Source organism: Roseivivax sediminis (assembly GCF_900112685.1).
Lineage (GTDB): Bacteria > Pseudomonadota > Alphaproteobacteria > Rhodobacterales > Rhodobacteraceae > Roseivivax > Roseivivax sediminis.
Window position 1 is genome coordinate 347,979 of the sequence record NZ_FOMS01000002.1, and the last position, 13,963, is coordinate 361,941.

12 protein-coding genes are annotated in these 13,963 nt (G+C 66.7%); 8 read left to right on the forward strand and 4 right to left on the reverse strand.

Translation table 11 applies throughout. The features are described 5' to 3' along the window. Nucleotides 1-2: 2 nt before the first annotated feature. A complete protein-coding gene (locus tag F3H57_RS04755) occupies nt 3-1,199 on the reverse strand; it encodes a M24 family metallopeptidase (protein WP_149754725.1) in 1,197 nt (398 codons plus the stop codon). A gap of 434 nt (nt 1,200-1,633) precedes the next feature. On the opposite strand from F3H57_RS04755, the gene F3H57_RS04760 reads away from it, so the two are divergent. The 6 genes from F3H57_RS04760 to F3H57_RS04785 all read left to right on the forward strand — a co-directional run bounded on the left by F3H57_RS04760 (nt 1,634) and on the right by F3H57_RS04785 (nt 8,308). Then, on the forward strand, nt 1,634-2,734 hold the full coding sequence (locus F3H57_RS04760) for an ABC transporter ATP-binding protein (protein ID WP_149754726.1): 1,101 nt from the start codon (nt 1,634-1,636) through the stop codon (nt 2,732-2,734). A gap of 123 nt (nt 2,735-2,857) precedes the next feature. Next, nucleotides 2,858-3,964: an extracellular solute-binding protein gene (locus F3H57_RS04765; RefSeq protein ID WP_149754727.1), complete on the forward strand. Its 1,107-nt coding sequence runs from the start codon at nt 2,858-2,860 to the stop codon at nt 3,962-3,964. Nucleotides 3,965-4,126: 162 nt separating this feature from the next. Further along, the gene (locus tag F3H57_RS04770; protein ID WP_149754728.1) at nt 4,127-4,423 is read left to right on the forward strand and encodes a DUF1330 domain-containing protein; all 297 of its coding nucleotides are present in this window, start codon (nt 4,127-4,129) and stop codon (nt 4,421-4,423) included. Next, entirely contained in the window at nt 4,416-6,125 is a 1,710-nt protein-coding gene (locus tag F3H57_RS04775; protein WP_149754729.1) for an ABC transporter permease, read from the forward strand. Before F3H57_RS04770 ends, F3H57_RS04775 begins: the two co-directional genes overlap by 8 nt. A 19-nt stretch (nt 6,126-6,144) precedes the next feature. Then, nucleotides 6,145-7,326, forward strand: a complete 1,182-nt coding sequence (locus F3H57_RS04780) for an ABC transporter permease (RefSeq protein ID WP_394349818.1) — start codon at nt 6,145-6,147, stop codon at nt 7,324-7,326. Between the two features lies 1 nt (nt 7,327). Then, nucleotides 7,328-8,308, forward strand: coding sequence for a phosphatase domain-containing protein (locus tag F3H57_RS04785; RefSeq protein ID WP_149754730.1), 981 nt, complete (start codon nt 7,328-7,330; stop codon nt 8,306-8,308). Between the two features lie 157 nt (nt 8,309-8,465). Here the strand turns inward: F3H57_RS04785 and F3H57_RS04790 are convergent, their stop codons facing one another. Next, nucleotides 8,466-8,963 carry a lytic transglycosylase domain-containing protein gene (locus F3H57_RS04790; protein WP_149754731.1) on the reverse strand — a complete coding sequence of 166 codons (498 nt, stop codon included), beginning with the start codon at nt 8,961-8,963 and terminating at the stop codon, nt 8,466-8,468. A gap of 163 nt (nt 8,964-9,126) precedes the next feature. Here F3H57_RS04790 and F3H57_RS04795 point away from each other — a divergent pair, with 163 nt between their 5' ends. Together F3H57_RS04795 and F3H57_RS04800 are read left to right on the forward strand one after the other, a co-directional pair. Then, complete coding sequence (locus tag F3H57_RS04795) at nt 9,127-9,993, forward strand: SDR family oxidoreductase (protein WP_149754732.1); 867 nt, start codon at nt 9,127-9,129, stop codon at nt 9,991-9,993. A gap of 27 nt (nt 9,994-10,020) precedes the next feature. Further along, nucleotides 10,021-10,641 carry an exopolysaccharide biosynthesis protein gene (locus F3H57_RS04800; RefSeq protein ID WP_149754733.1) on the forward strand — a complete coding sequence of 207 codons (621 nt, stop codon included), beginning with the start codon at nt 10,021-10,023 and terminating at the stop codon, nt 10,639-10,641. 12 nt (nt 10,642-10,653) lie between these two features. Here the strand turns inward: F3H57_RS04800 and F3H57_RS04805 are convergent, their stop codons facing one another. Further along, complete coding sequence (locus F3H57_RS04805; RefSeq protein ID WP_149754734.1) at nt 10,654-11,913, reverse strand: glycosyltransferase family 4 protein; 1,260 nt, start codon at nt 11,911-11,913, stop codon at nt 10,654-10,656. A gap of 101 nt (nt 11,914-12,014) precedes the next feature. Beyond that, on the reverse strand, nt 12,015-13,904 hold the full coding sequence (locus F3H57_RS04810; protein ID WP_149754735.1) for a hypothetical protein: 1,890 nt from the start codon (nt 13,902-13,904) through the stop codon (nt 12,015-12,017). Nucleotides 13,905-13,963 lie beyond the last annotated feature (59 nt).

The window sequence follows — 13,963 nt, forward strand, 5'->3', positions numbered from 1 at the left end:
CGTCAGTCCTTCACGTACATCTTGCGGGGGCGGTGGCAGAACGTCTCGGCCGGGCCGTCGTCCTTGATGAGGATGGATTCGGTGATCTCCAGTCCCCAGTCGGACATCCACAGGCCCGGCATGAAGTGGAAGGTCATGCCCGGTTCGAGCACGGTTTCGTCCTCCGCGCGGAGGGAGATCGTGCGCTCGCCCCAGTCGGGCGGGTAGCTGAGGCCGATCGGGTAGCCGCAGCGCGCCCCGCGTTCGATGCCCGCCGATTCCAGCGGCGCGGCGAGCGCGTTGGCGATGTCACAGGCGCGGTTGCCGGCGCGCGCGACCTCGAGCCCGGCTTCCAGCCCCTCGACCAGCGCGGCTTCGGCCCGCTTGAAGATGTCCGACGGCTCCCCGAGGAAGATCGTGCGGCAGAACGGCGCGTGGTAGCGGCGGTAGCAGCCGGAGATCTCGAAGAACGTCGCCTCGCCCGGATTGAACGGCTCGCCGTCCCAGGTCAGGTGCGGCGCGGCGGCGTCCGAGCCCGAGGGCAGCAGCGGCACGATCGCGGCATAGTCGCCCCAGTGGCCGTCCGCGCCCATGATCGCGTCGCGCTGGCATTCGGCCACGACCTCGTTCTTGGGCACGCCGGGTTCGACACGTTCCACCAGCCCGTCGATCATCTTCTCGGAGATCTTCGCGGCGCGGCGCATGAAGGTCAGCTCTTCCTCCGACTTCACGGCGCGCTGCCAGTTCACCAGCGCGGTGGCGTCGAGCAGCGTGGAATTCGGCAACTCGCCCGATAGCGCCATGTATGCGCGAGCGGAGAAATAATAGTTGTCGAGTTCCACCCCGATGCGCGTGCGTTCCAGCCCCATGCCGATGAGGCGCTGGGCCAGATCCTCCATCGGGTGACGTTCGGTCGACTGCACGTAGTTGTCGGCGTAGCCGATGACACGGTCGTCGCCCATCCAGACGGTGCGGATGGCGCCGTTGGCATCCTGGTTGCGGCCCCACCAGATCGGATCGGCGTCAGGCAGCACGATCACGCCCTGATGCACGTAGAAGGACCAGCCGTCATACCCGGTCAGCCACGCCATGTTCGACGGATCGGTGACGTAAAGCACGTCGAGACCGGATCGCTCCATCGCGCGGCGGGTCTTGTCGAGGCGGCGAGTATACTCTTCCTCGGAAAACGGCAGGTCCTTGGTGAAGCGATGATACGCCATGGGCACGCCTTTCTGACCGGTAGGGATGACAGCTCCACATTGACAACTTGTGTACATCTGGTCTGTCAGAACGCGACGCCAAGGCTCCGTTTGCGACATTATGCCGAAAAATTCAGCGGAATTTGGCTGGAGGCGCGCAGTGCATCCCCAAGATGTGTACATCATGGGGCGTCACCGGGTCGTGAGGCGAATGGCTGATTCTGCCTTCGGCGCAGCGCGGACCGGCGCCTGGGCCGGTGCGAACGGTCATTCCGGCCGGGGCCGCCTTGCCATTCTTCCCGCCAGGTGCCGAATATCTGGGCAATGTTCCTGTTTCTGGGCGCCGGATATGTTAGCCTTGCCAAGACAGTTGCATCGACAAGGCCTTGGCGGTTTAGTCGGGGTTCAGAGACGCGGGCCAACCCGCGCGGGACATATATCAGGGAGTTTGGCTGTTGGGGACCACGGCTGATAGCGACGCGTTCGTCGCGTTCGAACGCGTGCAGAAGAGCTATGACGGCGAGACGCTCGTCGTGAAGGATCTCAACCTCGCCATGCCGAAGGGCGAGTTTCTGACCATGCTGGGGCCGTCGGGATCGGGAAAGACCACCTGCCTGATGATGCTTGCGGGGTTCGAGACGGCGACCCACGGCGAGATCAAGCTCGACGGCAAGCCGATCAACAACATCCCGCCGCACAAGCGCGGGATCGGCATGGTCTTTCAGAACTACGCCCTCTTTCCGCACATGACGGTGGCCGAGAACCTGTCCTTCCCGCTTGAGGTCAGGGGCATGGCCAAGGCCGAGCGAGAGAAGAAGGTCAAGCGCGCGCTGGAGATGGTGCAGATGGGCCATTTCGGCGGCCGGCGGCCGGCGCAGCTTTCGGGCGGACAGCAGCAGCGGATCGCGCTGGCCCGCGCGCTCGTGTTCGAGGCCGAGCTGGTGCTGATGGACGAGCCGCTTGGCGCGCTCGACAAGCAGTTGCGCGAGCACATGCAGTTCGAGATCAAGCGCATCGCCAACGATCTCGGGATCACCGTCGTCTACGTGACGCACGACCAGACCGAGGCGCTGACCATGTCGGACCGGGTCGCGGTGTTCGACGACGGCCGCATCCAGCAGCTCGCCCCGCCGGACGAGCTCTACGAGGCGCCGCAGAACAGCTTCGTCGCCCAGTTCATCGGTGAGAACAACACGCTGGAAGGCGTGATCGAGGAGATCGGCGGCAACCGCTGCACGGTGAAGCTAGACAGCGGGGAGGTGATCGACGCCAACCCGATCAACGTGACCCAGAAGGGCGACCGCACGCGGGTCTCGATCCGCCCCGAGCGGGTGGAATTCAATCCGGACCTCGGCACCACGGCCCATACGCTGGAAGCCACTGTGCGCGAGTTCATCTACATGGGCGACGTGTTCCGCACGCGCCTGTCCGTCGCCGGCAACGACGAGTTCATCGTCAAGACGCGCAACCGCGCCGACCAGAAGCGGCTTTCGCCCGGCGAGACCGTGAAGATCGGCTGGCTGCCCGAGGATTGCCGCGCGCTCGACGCGACGTAGGATCGCCGCGCTGCGCGGGCTGGCGCGCCGAAAGGTGTGCGGCCGGCGCAGGCGCATCGGAAGGGCCTTGCGTTCCACCCGTAGCCGGGGCCCGCATCACCAACGGGACTTAGGGAGAAAGGTATGACACTTTCCAAGACGCTTCTCGCCACCACCGCGCTGACGGTCGCCGGCGGCGCCGTCGCCGCGCAGGAGATGGCAGACAGCATGACGCTGGTCAGCTGGGGCGGGGCCTACCAGTCCTCGCAGCAGCAGGCCTACGTGGAGCCCTACATCGAGAACAACCCCGAGGTCTCCGCGACCTGGGACGAAAGCTCGAACGAGGCCGTGGCCAAGCTGCGCGCGATGAACGAAGCCGGCAACATCACCTGGGATCTCGTCGACGTGGTGGCATCGGACGCCATCCGCCTATGCGACGAGGGCCTGGCGATGGAAGTCGACCATGACGAGCTTCTGGCGCCCGGCGAGGCCGAGGATGGCAGCGAGGTCGATCCCTCGGACGACTTCGGCGACCTGATCGTGTCGGATTGCTACATCCCGCAGATCGTCTATTCGACCACCTTCGGCTACCGCACCGACATGGTGCCCGAGGGCGCCGACGCGCCCGACGAGATCTGCGACGTCTGGGACCTGGAGACCTATCCGGGCAAGCGCGCGCTGGAAAAGCGCCCCATCAACAACATGGAATGGGCGCTCCTGTGCGACGGTGTCGCCAAGGACGAGATCTACGACGTGCTCGCCACCGACGAGGGCCAGGACCAGGCGCTCGCCAAGCTGGACGAGATCAAGGACGACGTGATCTGGTGGTCGGCCGGCGCCGACACGCCGCAGCTTCTCGCCGACGGCGAGGTGTTCATGGGCTCCACCTATAACGGCCGCCTCTACTCGGTGATCGAGGAGCAGGACCAGCCGGTGGGCATGATGTGGGACGCGCAGGTCTTCGACCTCGACGGCTGGATCATCCCCGAGGGTCTGCCGGAAGACCGCCTTGCCCGCGTGAAGGACTTCGTGCGCTTCGCCACCGACACGCAGCGGCTGGCGGACCAGGCGGAGTACATCTCCTACGGCCCGGCGCGCGAGACCTCGGCACCGCTGGTTCCCGAGGACATGAAGCAGCACATGCCGACCGATCCCGAGAACTCCGAGAACACGTTCCTCTACAACTACGAGTTCTGGGCCGACTACCGCGACGACATCGACGCCAAGTTCCAGTCCTGGCTGGCGCAGTGATCGCGGCGGCGGGGTAATCGCCCCGCCCGCAAGAGACCGGGGTGGGCAGATTGCCCACCCTACCCACCGCCGTCCGCAGGGTGGGGCAATCTCCCCACCCGGCGCGCGGCGCCAGAGCGACGCGCCGGACAAACGGCGCGCGACACCGACAGGGAACCCGGGATGCCCAAGGGCTACATCATCGGCCACATCACCGTCCGCGACCCGGAGGCGTACCGCGACTACATCGCGCGCGACACGCCCATCCTGGAGAGCCTCGGCGGACGTTTCATCGTCCGCGGCGGGCAGAGCGAGGTGATGGAGGGCGAGACCCACCAGCGCCACGTGGTTATCGAGTTCCCCAGCTACGACGCGGCCCGAGCCGCCTACAACGACAGCGCATACCAGTCCGTCGCCGAGATCCGGCGGCAGAGCGCCGACAGCGTGATCCTGGTGGTCGAGGGGACCCAAGATGAGTGACGCCACATCCGATCCGAACAAGATCGAAGCGCCGACGCCGGACGATCCGCTCGCCCAGGCCAAGGCGCTCGACAATGTCGACGACCGCGGGCGGATGCTCGCTGCCGACGGCACCCCGCTCAAGCGCCAGCTCGCCAAATCCCTGCGGATCCAGAAGATTCGCGCACTGGCCCTGATCGCCCCGCTGCTGCTGTTCGTGCTCCTGACCTTCATCGCGCCGATCGCGGACATGCTGTTCCGCTCGGTCGAGAACGAGATCGTCTCGGAGACCCTGCCACGCACCGTCGAGGCGCTGGCAGACTGGGATTACGACAGTGGCGAGTCCCCCGGGGACGAGGTCTATGCTGCGCTCTACGACGATCTTTTCCTGGCGCAGGAGCGCAAGGAACATACCCGCCTCGGCACCCGCCTCAACTACGAACTGACGGGGGTGTCGTCGCTCTTCCGCCGCTCGGGCCGCGGCGTCGACGATATTGGAGAGCTCTACCAGGACCAGTTCGAGGACCTGAACGAACTCTGGGAGGAAGAGCGCACCTGGGCCGAGCTCATGGGCTCGGACGAGTGGCTGGCGGCGCAGGAGGCCTGGGACGAGGAGTCCGGCGAGCCGCTGCCCGACTTCCAGCTGCGCGAGGGCATGCCGACGCTGCTGCCGGAAACCTCGCGCCAGATGCTGACCTTCGCGGAGTTCATCCGCACCGAGGACAACGAGAGCCCGCTCGAGGAAGAACCATGGACGCGGGTCTGGGCGGCACTCTACACCGATCTGACGAACAAGGATGTCTCGGGCTATTCGGGTCCGCATACCGACCTTCTGCAGGAGGCGTCCGCGGCGGTCGGCGATTTCGAGACCACGCCGATCAAGCAGGCCTTCCTCGACATGGACGAGGATTGGGGCGATCCGGAGGTCTGGGGCACGATCCAGGCGTTCTCGCCCGACTACACCTCGGGCTATTTCCTCAACGCCGTCGACATGCAGAAGACCCCCGACGGCGCGGCGATGCGGGACGAGGACGAACGGATCTACGGGCTGCTCTTCAAGCGCACGATGTTCATGTCGCTTGTCATTACCTTCAGCTGCATCCTTCTGGGCTACCCGGTCGCCTACCTTCTGGCGACGCTGCCGATGCGGTCGGCGAACCTGCTGATGATCCTGGTGCTGCTGCCGTTCTGGACCTCGCTGCTGGTGCGTACGTCGGCCTGGAAGGTGATGCTGCAGAGCCAGGGGGTGATCAACGACGTGCTCGTCTGGCTGGGCCTCGTCGGAGACGCCAACCGGCTGGTGATGATCAACAACCAGTTCGGCACCATCGTCGCGATGACGCACATCCTTCTGCCGTTCATGATCCTGCCGATGTATTCGGTCATGTCGACGATCCCGCCGAGCTACGTGCGCGCCGCGAAATCGCTGGGCGCGACCAACGTCACGGCGTTCCGGCGGGTCTATTTCCCGCAATCGGTGCCGGGGATCGGCGCGGGCTCGATCCTCGTCTTCATCCTGTCGATCGGCTACTACATCACACCCGAGATCGTCGGCGGCACCACCGGCACGTTCATCTCCAACCGGATCGCCTATCACATCTCCTCGTCGCTCAACTGGGGCCTCGCGGCGGCGCTGGGCACGATCCTGCTGGCGGTGGTGCTGATCCTCTACTGGGCCTACGACAAGATCGTCGGCATCGACAACGTGAAGCTGGGAGGCTGAGGCAATGGCGACACCCAACGTGGTCATCACCGAAACCCGCACCATGCCCTACGGCTTCACCTGCGGCGTGGTCGCGGCGGCGGGGGCGTTCTTCGGCCTCTTCGTCGGCACCGCGCAGGGCTCGGGCCTTGTCGGCATCGTGCTCGGCGCCGCGATCTGCGCCGGGCTCGCCTATCTCGCGATGGCTTATCTCGGCACCGCGCAGGAGCGGGCGTTCAAATGGGGGGTCGTCGCGCTGTTCGCGCTCGCCGGGCTGCTGATCGGCGGCGTGCCCGGCCTTGTCGTCGGCGCCCTCTTCGGCTGGTTCCTGGGCTGGTTCATCTACTGGGTCGGGCGCTGCCGCTACCGGATGGCGCTGCCGCCTTACCTCACCGGCGGGCAGGTCCTGTGGCACTACAGCTTCCGGGTGATCTGCGGGGCGATCTTCGTCTTCCTGATCACGCCGATCCTCGTGGTGATGCCGCTCAGCTTCAACGCGGAGAACTTCTTCACCTTCACGCCCGAGATGCTGTCCTTCGATCCCGAGGGCTATTCCCTGCGCCACTACCGCAATTTCTTCCAGTCGAACGAATGGCAGAGCGCGCTGCGCAACTCCCTGATCATCGCGCCGATCGCGACACTGCTGGCGGTCAGCTTCGGCACGCTCGCGGCGATCGGCCTGAGCCAGCCGCACGTTCCCGGGCGGCAGGTGATCATGGCGATCCTGATCTCGCCGATGATCGTGCCGCTGATCATCTCGGCGGCGGGAATGTACTTCTTCTACAGCCGGATCGGGCTGCAGGGCACATATCTCGGGGTGATCCTCGCGCACGCGGCGCTCGGCATTCCGTTCGTGATCATCACGGTGACGGCGACGCTGGTGGGCTTCGACCGGTCGCTGACGCGGGCCTCGGCCAATCTCGGCGCGAACCCGGTGACGACCTTCTTCAAGGTGCAGATGCCGCTGATCCTGCCCGGCGTGATCTCGGGCGGGCTCTTCGCTTTCATCACCTCCTTCGACGAGGTGGTGATCGTGCTCTTCGTCGGGTCGGCCAATCAGCAGACGCTGCCCTGGCAGATGTTCACCGGCCTGCGCGAGCAGATCTCGCCGACGATCCTGGCGGTGGCGACGATCCTCGTGGGTATCTCGATCTGCCTGCTGACCACGGTGGAGATCCTGCGCCGCCGGTCCGAGAAGATGCGCGGCATGAGCCCCGGCTGAGATGGTCAAGCCCGTCCTCGCACGTATTGCGCACCCGGTCGAAAAACTCTTCGACCGGGTGTTTCTTCGCCGGGAGCCCGAGCGGGTCGTCATCGATCCCTATCTCGGCTACGCCACGCCCGAGGAGATCCTGCTGCGCGGGCGCGTCCTGACCTCGCTGCGCCGCACCACGCCGTCGCCCGAAGCGTCGTGGTGGGTGAACCTGCGGCAGATGGCGGGGCTGTTCTTCACCCGCGAGGTGTCAGAGCGGACGATCCGCGTCGGAGAGGCGACGGCGGTCAGCGACGAGGAGGGGTATTTCACCCTCCACCTGCCGCGCGGCGATGCCGCGCCCGGCTGGTTTGCCGCCGAGGCGGAGATCGACGGTGGCGAGAGCGCGACGCTCGAGGCGCTGGTCGTCGGCGATGCGCCGTTCCTGGTAATCTCGGACATCGACGACACGGTGATGGAGACCGGGGCCTATTCGCTGGTGCGCAACCTCTGGACCTCGCTCACCGGCAACGCGCTGACGCGGCATGTCTTTCCCGACGCGGTGGCGCTGATGAAGGGGTTCGAGGCGGCGGGCGCGCCGATCTTCTTCGTCTCGTCGAGCCCGTGGAACCTGCACTATTTCCTGCGCCGCATCTTCGAGCGGCACGGCCTGCCCAAGGCGCCGGTCTTCCTGCGCGATCTCGGAATCTCAAGGACGCAGTTCATCTCGGGCACGCATGGCGACCACAAGGGTGCGGCGATCGATTCGCTGCTCGCGGCGCATCCCGGCGTGCCGGTGATGCTCGTCGGCGATACCGGCCAGCACGACCCGAAGGTGTACCTCGCCGCCGCCGAGCGCCATCCCGGCCGCATCGTCCGGGTGATCCTGCGCGAGCCCGGCAAGGGCGCGGACAAGCGCGACCGCGCCCGCATCGCCGCCCTGGAGGACCGGGGCATCAAGGTCGATCACGGGCCGAGCTACGACGGATTCAGCGCGGCGTTGCCCGACTGATCGCGCCGCCTTCGGCCCGAGCCGGCCACCTTTGCTTCTTTGGGCTTCAAATACTCAGGGGGGTTGCCATTGGCACGCCATCGGCCCGAGAGACAATGGCGACGGGCTGGGCCCCGGTCCGTGTCGCCCGTCCGCCCTGGGGGCCGGCGCCGCCGGATCAGCCCGGCCGCAGGCCGGTCTCCACCAGCATCCCGCGCCGCTTGGCCTCGTAATAGTAGCCGCGGGCATACCAGCCGACCGCCTTGTCGTGGCTTCCATCGGACACCATCCACGCGCCGCGAAGGTATTTCACCGCGTATTTGAGGTTGGTCTCGGCATCGAGAAGATCGGAGGGCGCACCGCGGAAGCCCATGGTCCGCGCGGTCGCCGGCAGGATCTGCATCAGCCCGTAATAGGGGCCGTTGCGCGCCCAGGGGCGATGCGTGCTTTCGCGCACGATCACCCGGTGAACCAGCGGGCGGGGCACGCCGTAACGGTCGGCGTATTCGTTGATGAGCTGGCGCAGCTCGGGCGTCTCGTTCGGATGGAGAGGCAGTTTCGGTGTCTGCGCTGCAAAGCTACGGGCTTCGCTGTCGTCTATCACCGGTGCCTGCGTGCCGCAGGCGGCCACCCCGAAAAGCGCCGCAATCGCGAGCGCCAGAGCCGTTTTCCGCATCGAACCTCGTCCCGGATCGTTTGTCCCTGGCTCGATCATAGACACGAGGCGGCCCACCGGGGAGCGCGAAAGCCCGGCCCCGCGAGCCGTCGGCAAGCTTCTGCCGACCCCTGCGGGTCGCACTCTGCTTGCCAAACCGCCGCACGCGCCGCATCCTTGGGCCATGACGGACCACACGCCCACGCTCCTCGCTCTCGGTTACGGTTTCTCGGCCCGAGCGCTCTCGCTCCGGCTGATCCCGGAGGGCTGGCGCATCCTCGGTACCGTGCGCGACCCCGAAAAGGCGCCTCGCCTCGAAGCGGACGGGGTGGAACCGGTGCCCTGGTCGGCCGAGAACATTGCCGCTGCGCTCGGGCCGGCGACGCATCTTCTGATGTCCGCCCCGCCGGGCGAGGACGGCGATCCCGCGCTCGCCATCGCGCGCGAAGCGATAGAGGCGAAGGCGCCGGACCTGCACTGGGCGGGGTACCTCTCGACCACCGGCGTCTACGGCGACCATCACGGCGCTTGGGTGGATGAGACCACGCCGCTCCTGCCGACCACGCCGCGCGGCCAGGCACGGGTGGAGGCGGAAGCCGCCTGGGGCTCCATTCCTCACCTGCCGCTGCACGTCTTCCGCCTTGCCGGGATCTACGGGCCGGGCCGCGGCCCGTTCGAGAAGCTGCGCCGGGGCCGCGCGCAGCGCATCGTCAAGCCCGGCCAGGTCTTCAGCCGTATCCACGTGGACGACATCGCCGCCGTGCTCGCCGCCTCAATCGAGCGGCCCAATCCCGGCGCGGTCTACAATGTCTGCGACGACGATCCCGCTCCGCCGCAGGACGTGCTGGCCTATGCGGCCGAGCTCCTCGGTCTGCCGGTGCCGCCCGAGGTGCCGTTCGAGACCGCGGAGATGTCCGAGATGGCGCGCAGTTTCTACAGCGACAACAAGCGCGTGGCCAACGACCGTATCAAGACGGAACTCGGTGTAGAACTGGCCTATCCGGATTACCGCTCCGGGCTACTTACCCTGCTCGAGGCCGAAGCGGCCTGATCCCACGTCCGCAGGAGGAGACATCCCGTGAGTTCCGCATCCCCGAGCGCGGCGCCCGAGGCGGCGCCCGTGACGACGCTGGGCGAGCTTCTGGCGCGCATCCGCCCCGATCCGGACGAGGATACGGTGTCGGTGGGGGACATCCTGCGCAAGGTCGGCGATCGGTCCTTTACCGCGGTGATCCTGGTGCCGGCGCTGATCCTCGTGTCGCCGGTGTCGGGTATCCCCGGAACCCCGACGATCGGCGCGCTGATCATCCTGCTGGCCGTCGGCCAGGCGTTGACGCGGCGCGACCACCTGTGGCTGCCGGGGTTCGTCACGCGGCGCCGTATCGGGGCGGCGCGGCTGCGCCAGGGGCTCGATTTCCTGCGCCGGCCCGTCGCCTGGATCGACCGGCACAGCCGCAACCGCTGGCGGGTGCTCACCTTCGGGCCGATGCGGACGCTGGCGCAGGTGATGATCGCGTTCACCGCGTTGACCTGGCCGGCGCTGGAGCTTCTGCCCTTCTTCACCTCGTTCGGCGCGGCGGCGGTGTCGCTGTTCGCCATCGGCCTTCTGATCCGCGACGGACTCTACATCGTCGGGGGCTACGTCATGGTCGGCGCGGCGTTCGGCGTGGCGTTCGCGATCTGGCAGGGCCTCGTCTGAGCGGCGGCGTACTCAGTCGATGACCGGCCGCGGCTCCAGCGTGGCGAGGCGTTCGACCCAGGCGACATGCTCGGGCAGGCACACCGTGCGCAGGTCGTAGTTCTGCTGCACGAAGGCGCGGGCGTTCCGGCCAAGCCGGGCGCGCGTCTCCGGGTCGTCGAGCAAGGCGCAGAGCCGGTCGACAAGCGCCTCGCGGTCGAAGAAATCGACCATCCAGCCGGTCTCGTCCTCGGTCAGCACCTCGCGCACGGGGCGGGTATCGGAGGCGAGGATCGCGCATTCGGCGCTCATCGCCTCGAGCAGCGACCACGACAGAACGAAGGGGTAGGTCAGGTACACGTGGGCCTGGCTGACCTGCATCATCGCAAGGAAGCGGTCGTAGGGCACGCGGCCGAGGTAATGCACTCGCGCCCAGTCTGCGTCGGGGATCTGGCCGCGGACCTCGTCGATGAAGATCTGTTTCCAGGTCTTGCCGTCTGGCGCCTTGGCGCCGTAGCTGACCTCGTCCCCGCCCAGCATCACGACATGGGCGTTCGGGCGGCGGCGCAGGATCTCGGGCAGCGCACGCATGAAGACGTGGTAGCCGCGATAGGGTTCGAGGTTGCGGTTGATGAAGGTGATCACCTCGTCGTCGCGGGTCAGCACGCGTCCGTCGGTGACCTCGAGCCGGGCGTCCGGGTTCGGTTTCACCTCGTCGGTGAAGATACCGTCATGGGTAACGGTGATCCGGTCCTGCCAGCGTTCGGGAAACGTCGAGGCCTGAAAGCGGGTCGGGCTGACGCCGGCATCCATGATCTCTTCGTGGATGCGGTTGTTGAGGTTCTTCAGGCGGATGCGCATCGCGTCGAGATCCGGCGTCCCGCGGTCGAACTCGGGGTCGAAGCGGGCGAATTCCTCGGTCGTGAGGTGGTAAAGTTCGCAGTAGAGGCCGAGCCGGGCGTTCGGCCAGACGTCCTTGAGGAACATGCTCTCGCCCCAGCCGTGATGGGCGAGGATCACGTCGGGGGCGAAGCCGCGCGCCTTGAGCTCCAGCGCGCCCTGGTAGCAGGAGGTGCCGCGCAGGATCTTGGTCTCGAAATCCTGCAGCCAGGGATGGATGCCGCGGGTGGAGTTGCCCTTGATCTTGTAGGGCAGGACCTTCACGCCCTTCCAGTTGGTCGGCTTGTCGACCTTGGGCGTGAGCGAGGCGACCTCATGCCCGCGCTTCACCAGTGCGGGGGCCAGGTACTTGTACTGGCCCGGAAAATTCTGGTGGATGATGAGGATCTTCACCGCTGCCGCCCCTTGCCCCGTGCGCTTGCCCGAGGGTCATGCCACATCGGACCGGAAAGGGAAACGCCCGGGCGGTGCCGCCCGGGCGCGGGCGTTGCGGATCAGATGAAGATGAAATCTCCGACGCCGAGATCTTCCGCGGCGATGCCTGCGATCTCGATGGTGTGGCCGCCGTAGGTCAGGCGCGCGCCGGCGACTTCGCCGTCGAAGGCGAAATACGTGATGTCGAGCGCCTCGATCCGTTCCTGCGTGTTGTTGCCCGAGATCCCGCGCAGGCGCAGCACGTCCTCGCCATCGTCGAAATCGTAGATCCGGTCGACCTCTCCGTCGGTGAAACCGTTGAAGACGAACACGTCTGCGCCGGCCTGGCCGTACATGTGATCGTTGCCTTCGCCACCGTTGATCGTGTCGTTTCCACTGCCGCCGAGAATCGTGTCGTTGCGGCCACCCCCGGCAAGGAAATCGTCGCCGTTGCCGCCGCCGATCAGGTCGTTGCCTTCGCCGCCTCCGATCGAGTCGTCGCCGTCATGACCGGCGAGAATGTCCATTCCGGTCCCGCCGCCGAGATTGTCGTTGCCGTCGCCATCCGAGACTGTGTCGTCGCCGTAGCTACCGCCGATCACGTCGTCGCCGGCTTCGCCGAAGATCACGTCGTCGCCGGGACCGCCGCTGATCACGTCGTCTTCCAGCCCGCCATTGACGGAATCGTCGCCGCGTCCGGCCCCGATTGTGTCACGGCCGGCGCCCGCGACGATCTTGTCGTCGCCGAAGCCGCCGCCGATCATGTCGTTTCCGTTGCCGCCGGAGATGGTGTCGTTGCCGTCACCTCCGGCGATCAGGTCCCAACCGTCGCCGCCCGAGATCATGTCGTCGCCGCCGCCGCCATTGAGCGTGTCGTCGGTCGGGGGTCCGCCGATGACGTTGTCGGCGTCGTCACCGATGACGCGGCGCCCTTCGCCGCCGGGGGGCATTCCGGGATTGCCGGTATTGCCGCCCTCGGAATGCATCGGCAGCGCCTGCACGATCTCGGACGGCGGATTGACGTTCCGCACCGGCTCCGTCGGAGGGGGTGGGCCGTCCGGTTCGGCCGGCTCCTCCGGCCCGTCCGGCAGCGGGTCCTGTTCCACTTCCACGAGGCCGTTTGCGGTCAGCTCGAACGTGCCGTCGGTGAACTCGAACAGCTCCATCCCGTGCAGTGTGCTGACATGCGGACCGAGGGTGATCTGCATGGCGGCGCCCGCCATTGCGACCTCCACCGCTGTCGAGGGGAGGTTTACCACCAGCGTGTCGGTGCCGGTGCCGCCGAAAATCGCATTGTTGCCGCCGCCGAGGTGAATCCTGTCGTCGCCGCCGTGGCCGCGGATCGTGTCGTCGCCGCCGCCGGCCGCGATCCGGTCGGCAAACGCGGTACCGCGCACGGTGTCGGCCGCGGTCGTGCCTTCTATGAGCGGGGGGCCCCCGGGATCTTTCGCCTGGCCGAACCAGACGTTGTAATAATTGCCGTAGCGGATCGGGCCGCTTTCCACGCGCTCGTTCATCTCCACCCCGATGCCGATGGCGCCCCAGCTGATGCCGGTCCAGGGGCCGGCATTGCGGATGACGATGTCGTGGCCGGGGGATTGTTTCCATCCCGCCAGCGCCCGTTCGACATCAGGTTGGCCGTAGGCGGTGATTTCGTAACCGGGGTCGTTGTAGCCCGATTGCAGCCGCTGCGGTGCGTTCGTCATCGCTCCCGGCGTGCTGCCGTCGGACATGTACGGCCGGTCGGACCAGCTGTGCAGGTTCGCACCCTCTGGCAGGCCGGTGCCCGGGACCTCGATGTTGTGATACTGATCGAGCGAATGACGCCCGGCGGTCAGCGTCAGGCCGCCGGACAGGGGGATAGCCGGCAACCCCTGTTCCGCGCGGTATTCCATGATCAGATGGTACAGATCGAGCTCGACCAGACTCAGGTTATCGGCCGAGGTCGGTGCATAGATATTAATTGGCATTCAGACTTGAGCCCATCCCAGTGCTGTCGCAGTCTCACTACAATAGACACCTTAACGGC

Coding starts and splice junctions, on each gene's coding strand:
- F3H57_RS04755 (WP_149754725.1), bottom strand. CDS start 1,199: ATGGCGTATCATCGCTTCACCAAGGACCTGCCGTTTTCCGAGGAAGAG.
- F3H57_RS04765 (WP_149754727.1), top strand. CDS start 2,858: ATGACACTTTCCAAGACGCTTCTCGCCACCACCGCGCTGACGGTCGCC.
- F3H57_RS04770 (WP_149754728.1), top strand. CDS start 4,127: ATGCCCAAGGGCTACATCATCGGCCACATCACCGTCCGCGACCCGGAG.
- F3H57_RS04775 (WP_149754729.1), top strand. CDS start 4,416: ATGAGTGACGCCACATCCGATCCGAACAAGATCGAAGCGCCGACGCCG.
- F3H57_RS04785 (WP_149754730.1), top strand. CDS start 7,328: ATGGTCAAGCCCGTCCTCGCACGTATTGCGCACCCGGTCGAAAAACTC.
- F3H57_RS04790 (WP_149754731.1), bottom strand. CDS start 8,963: ATGCGGAAAACGGCTCTGGCGCTCGCGATTGCGGCGCTTTTCGGGGTG.
- F3H57_RS04795 (WP_149754732.1), top strand. CDS start 9,127: ATGACGGACCACACGCCCACGCTCCTCGCTCTCGGTTACGGTTTCTCG.
- F3H57_RS04810 (WP_149754735.1), bottom strand. CDS start 13,904: ATGCCAATTAATATCTATGCACCGACCTCGGCCGATAACCTGAGTCTG.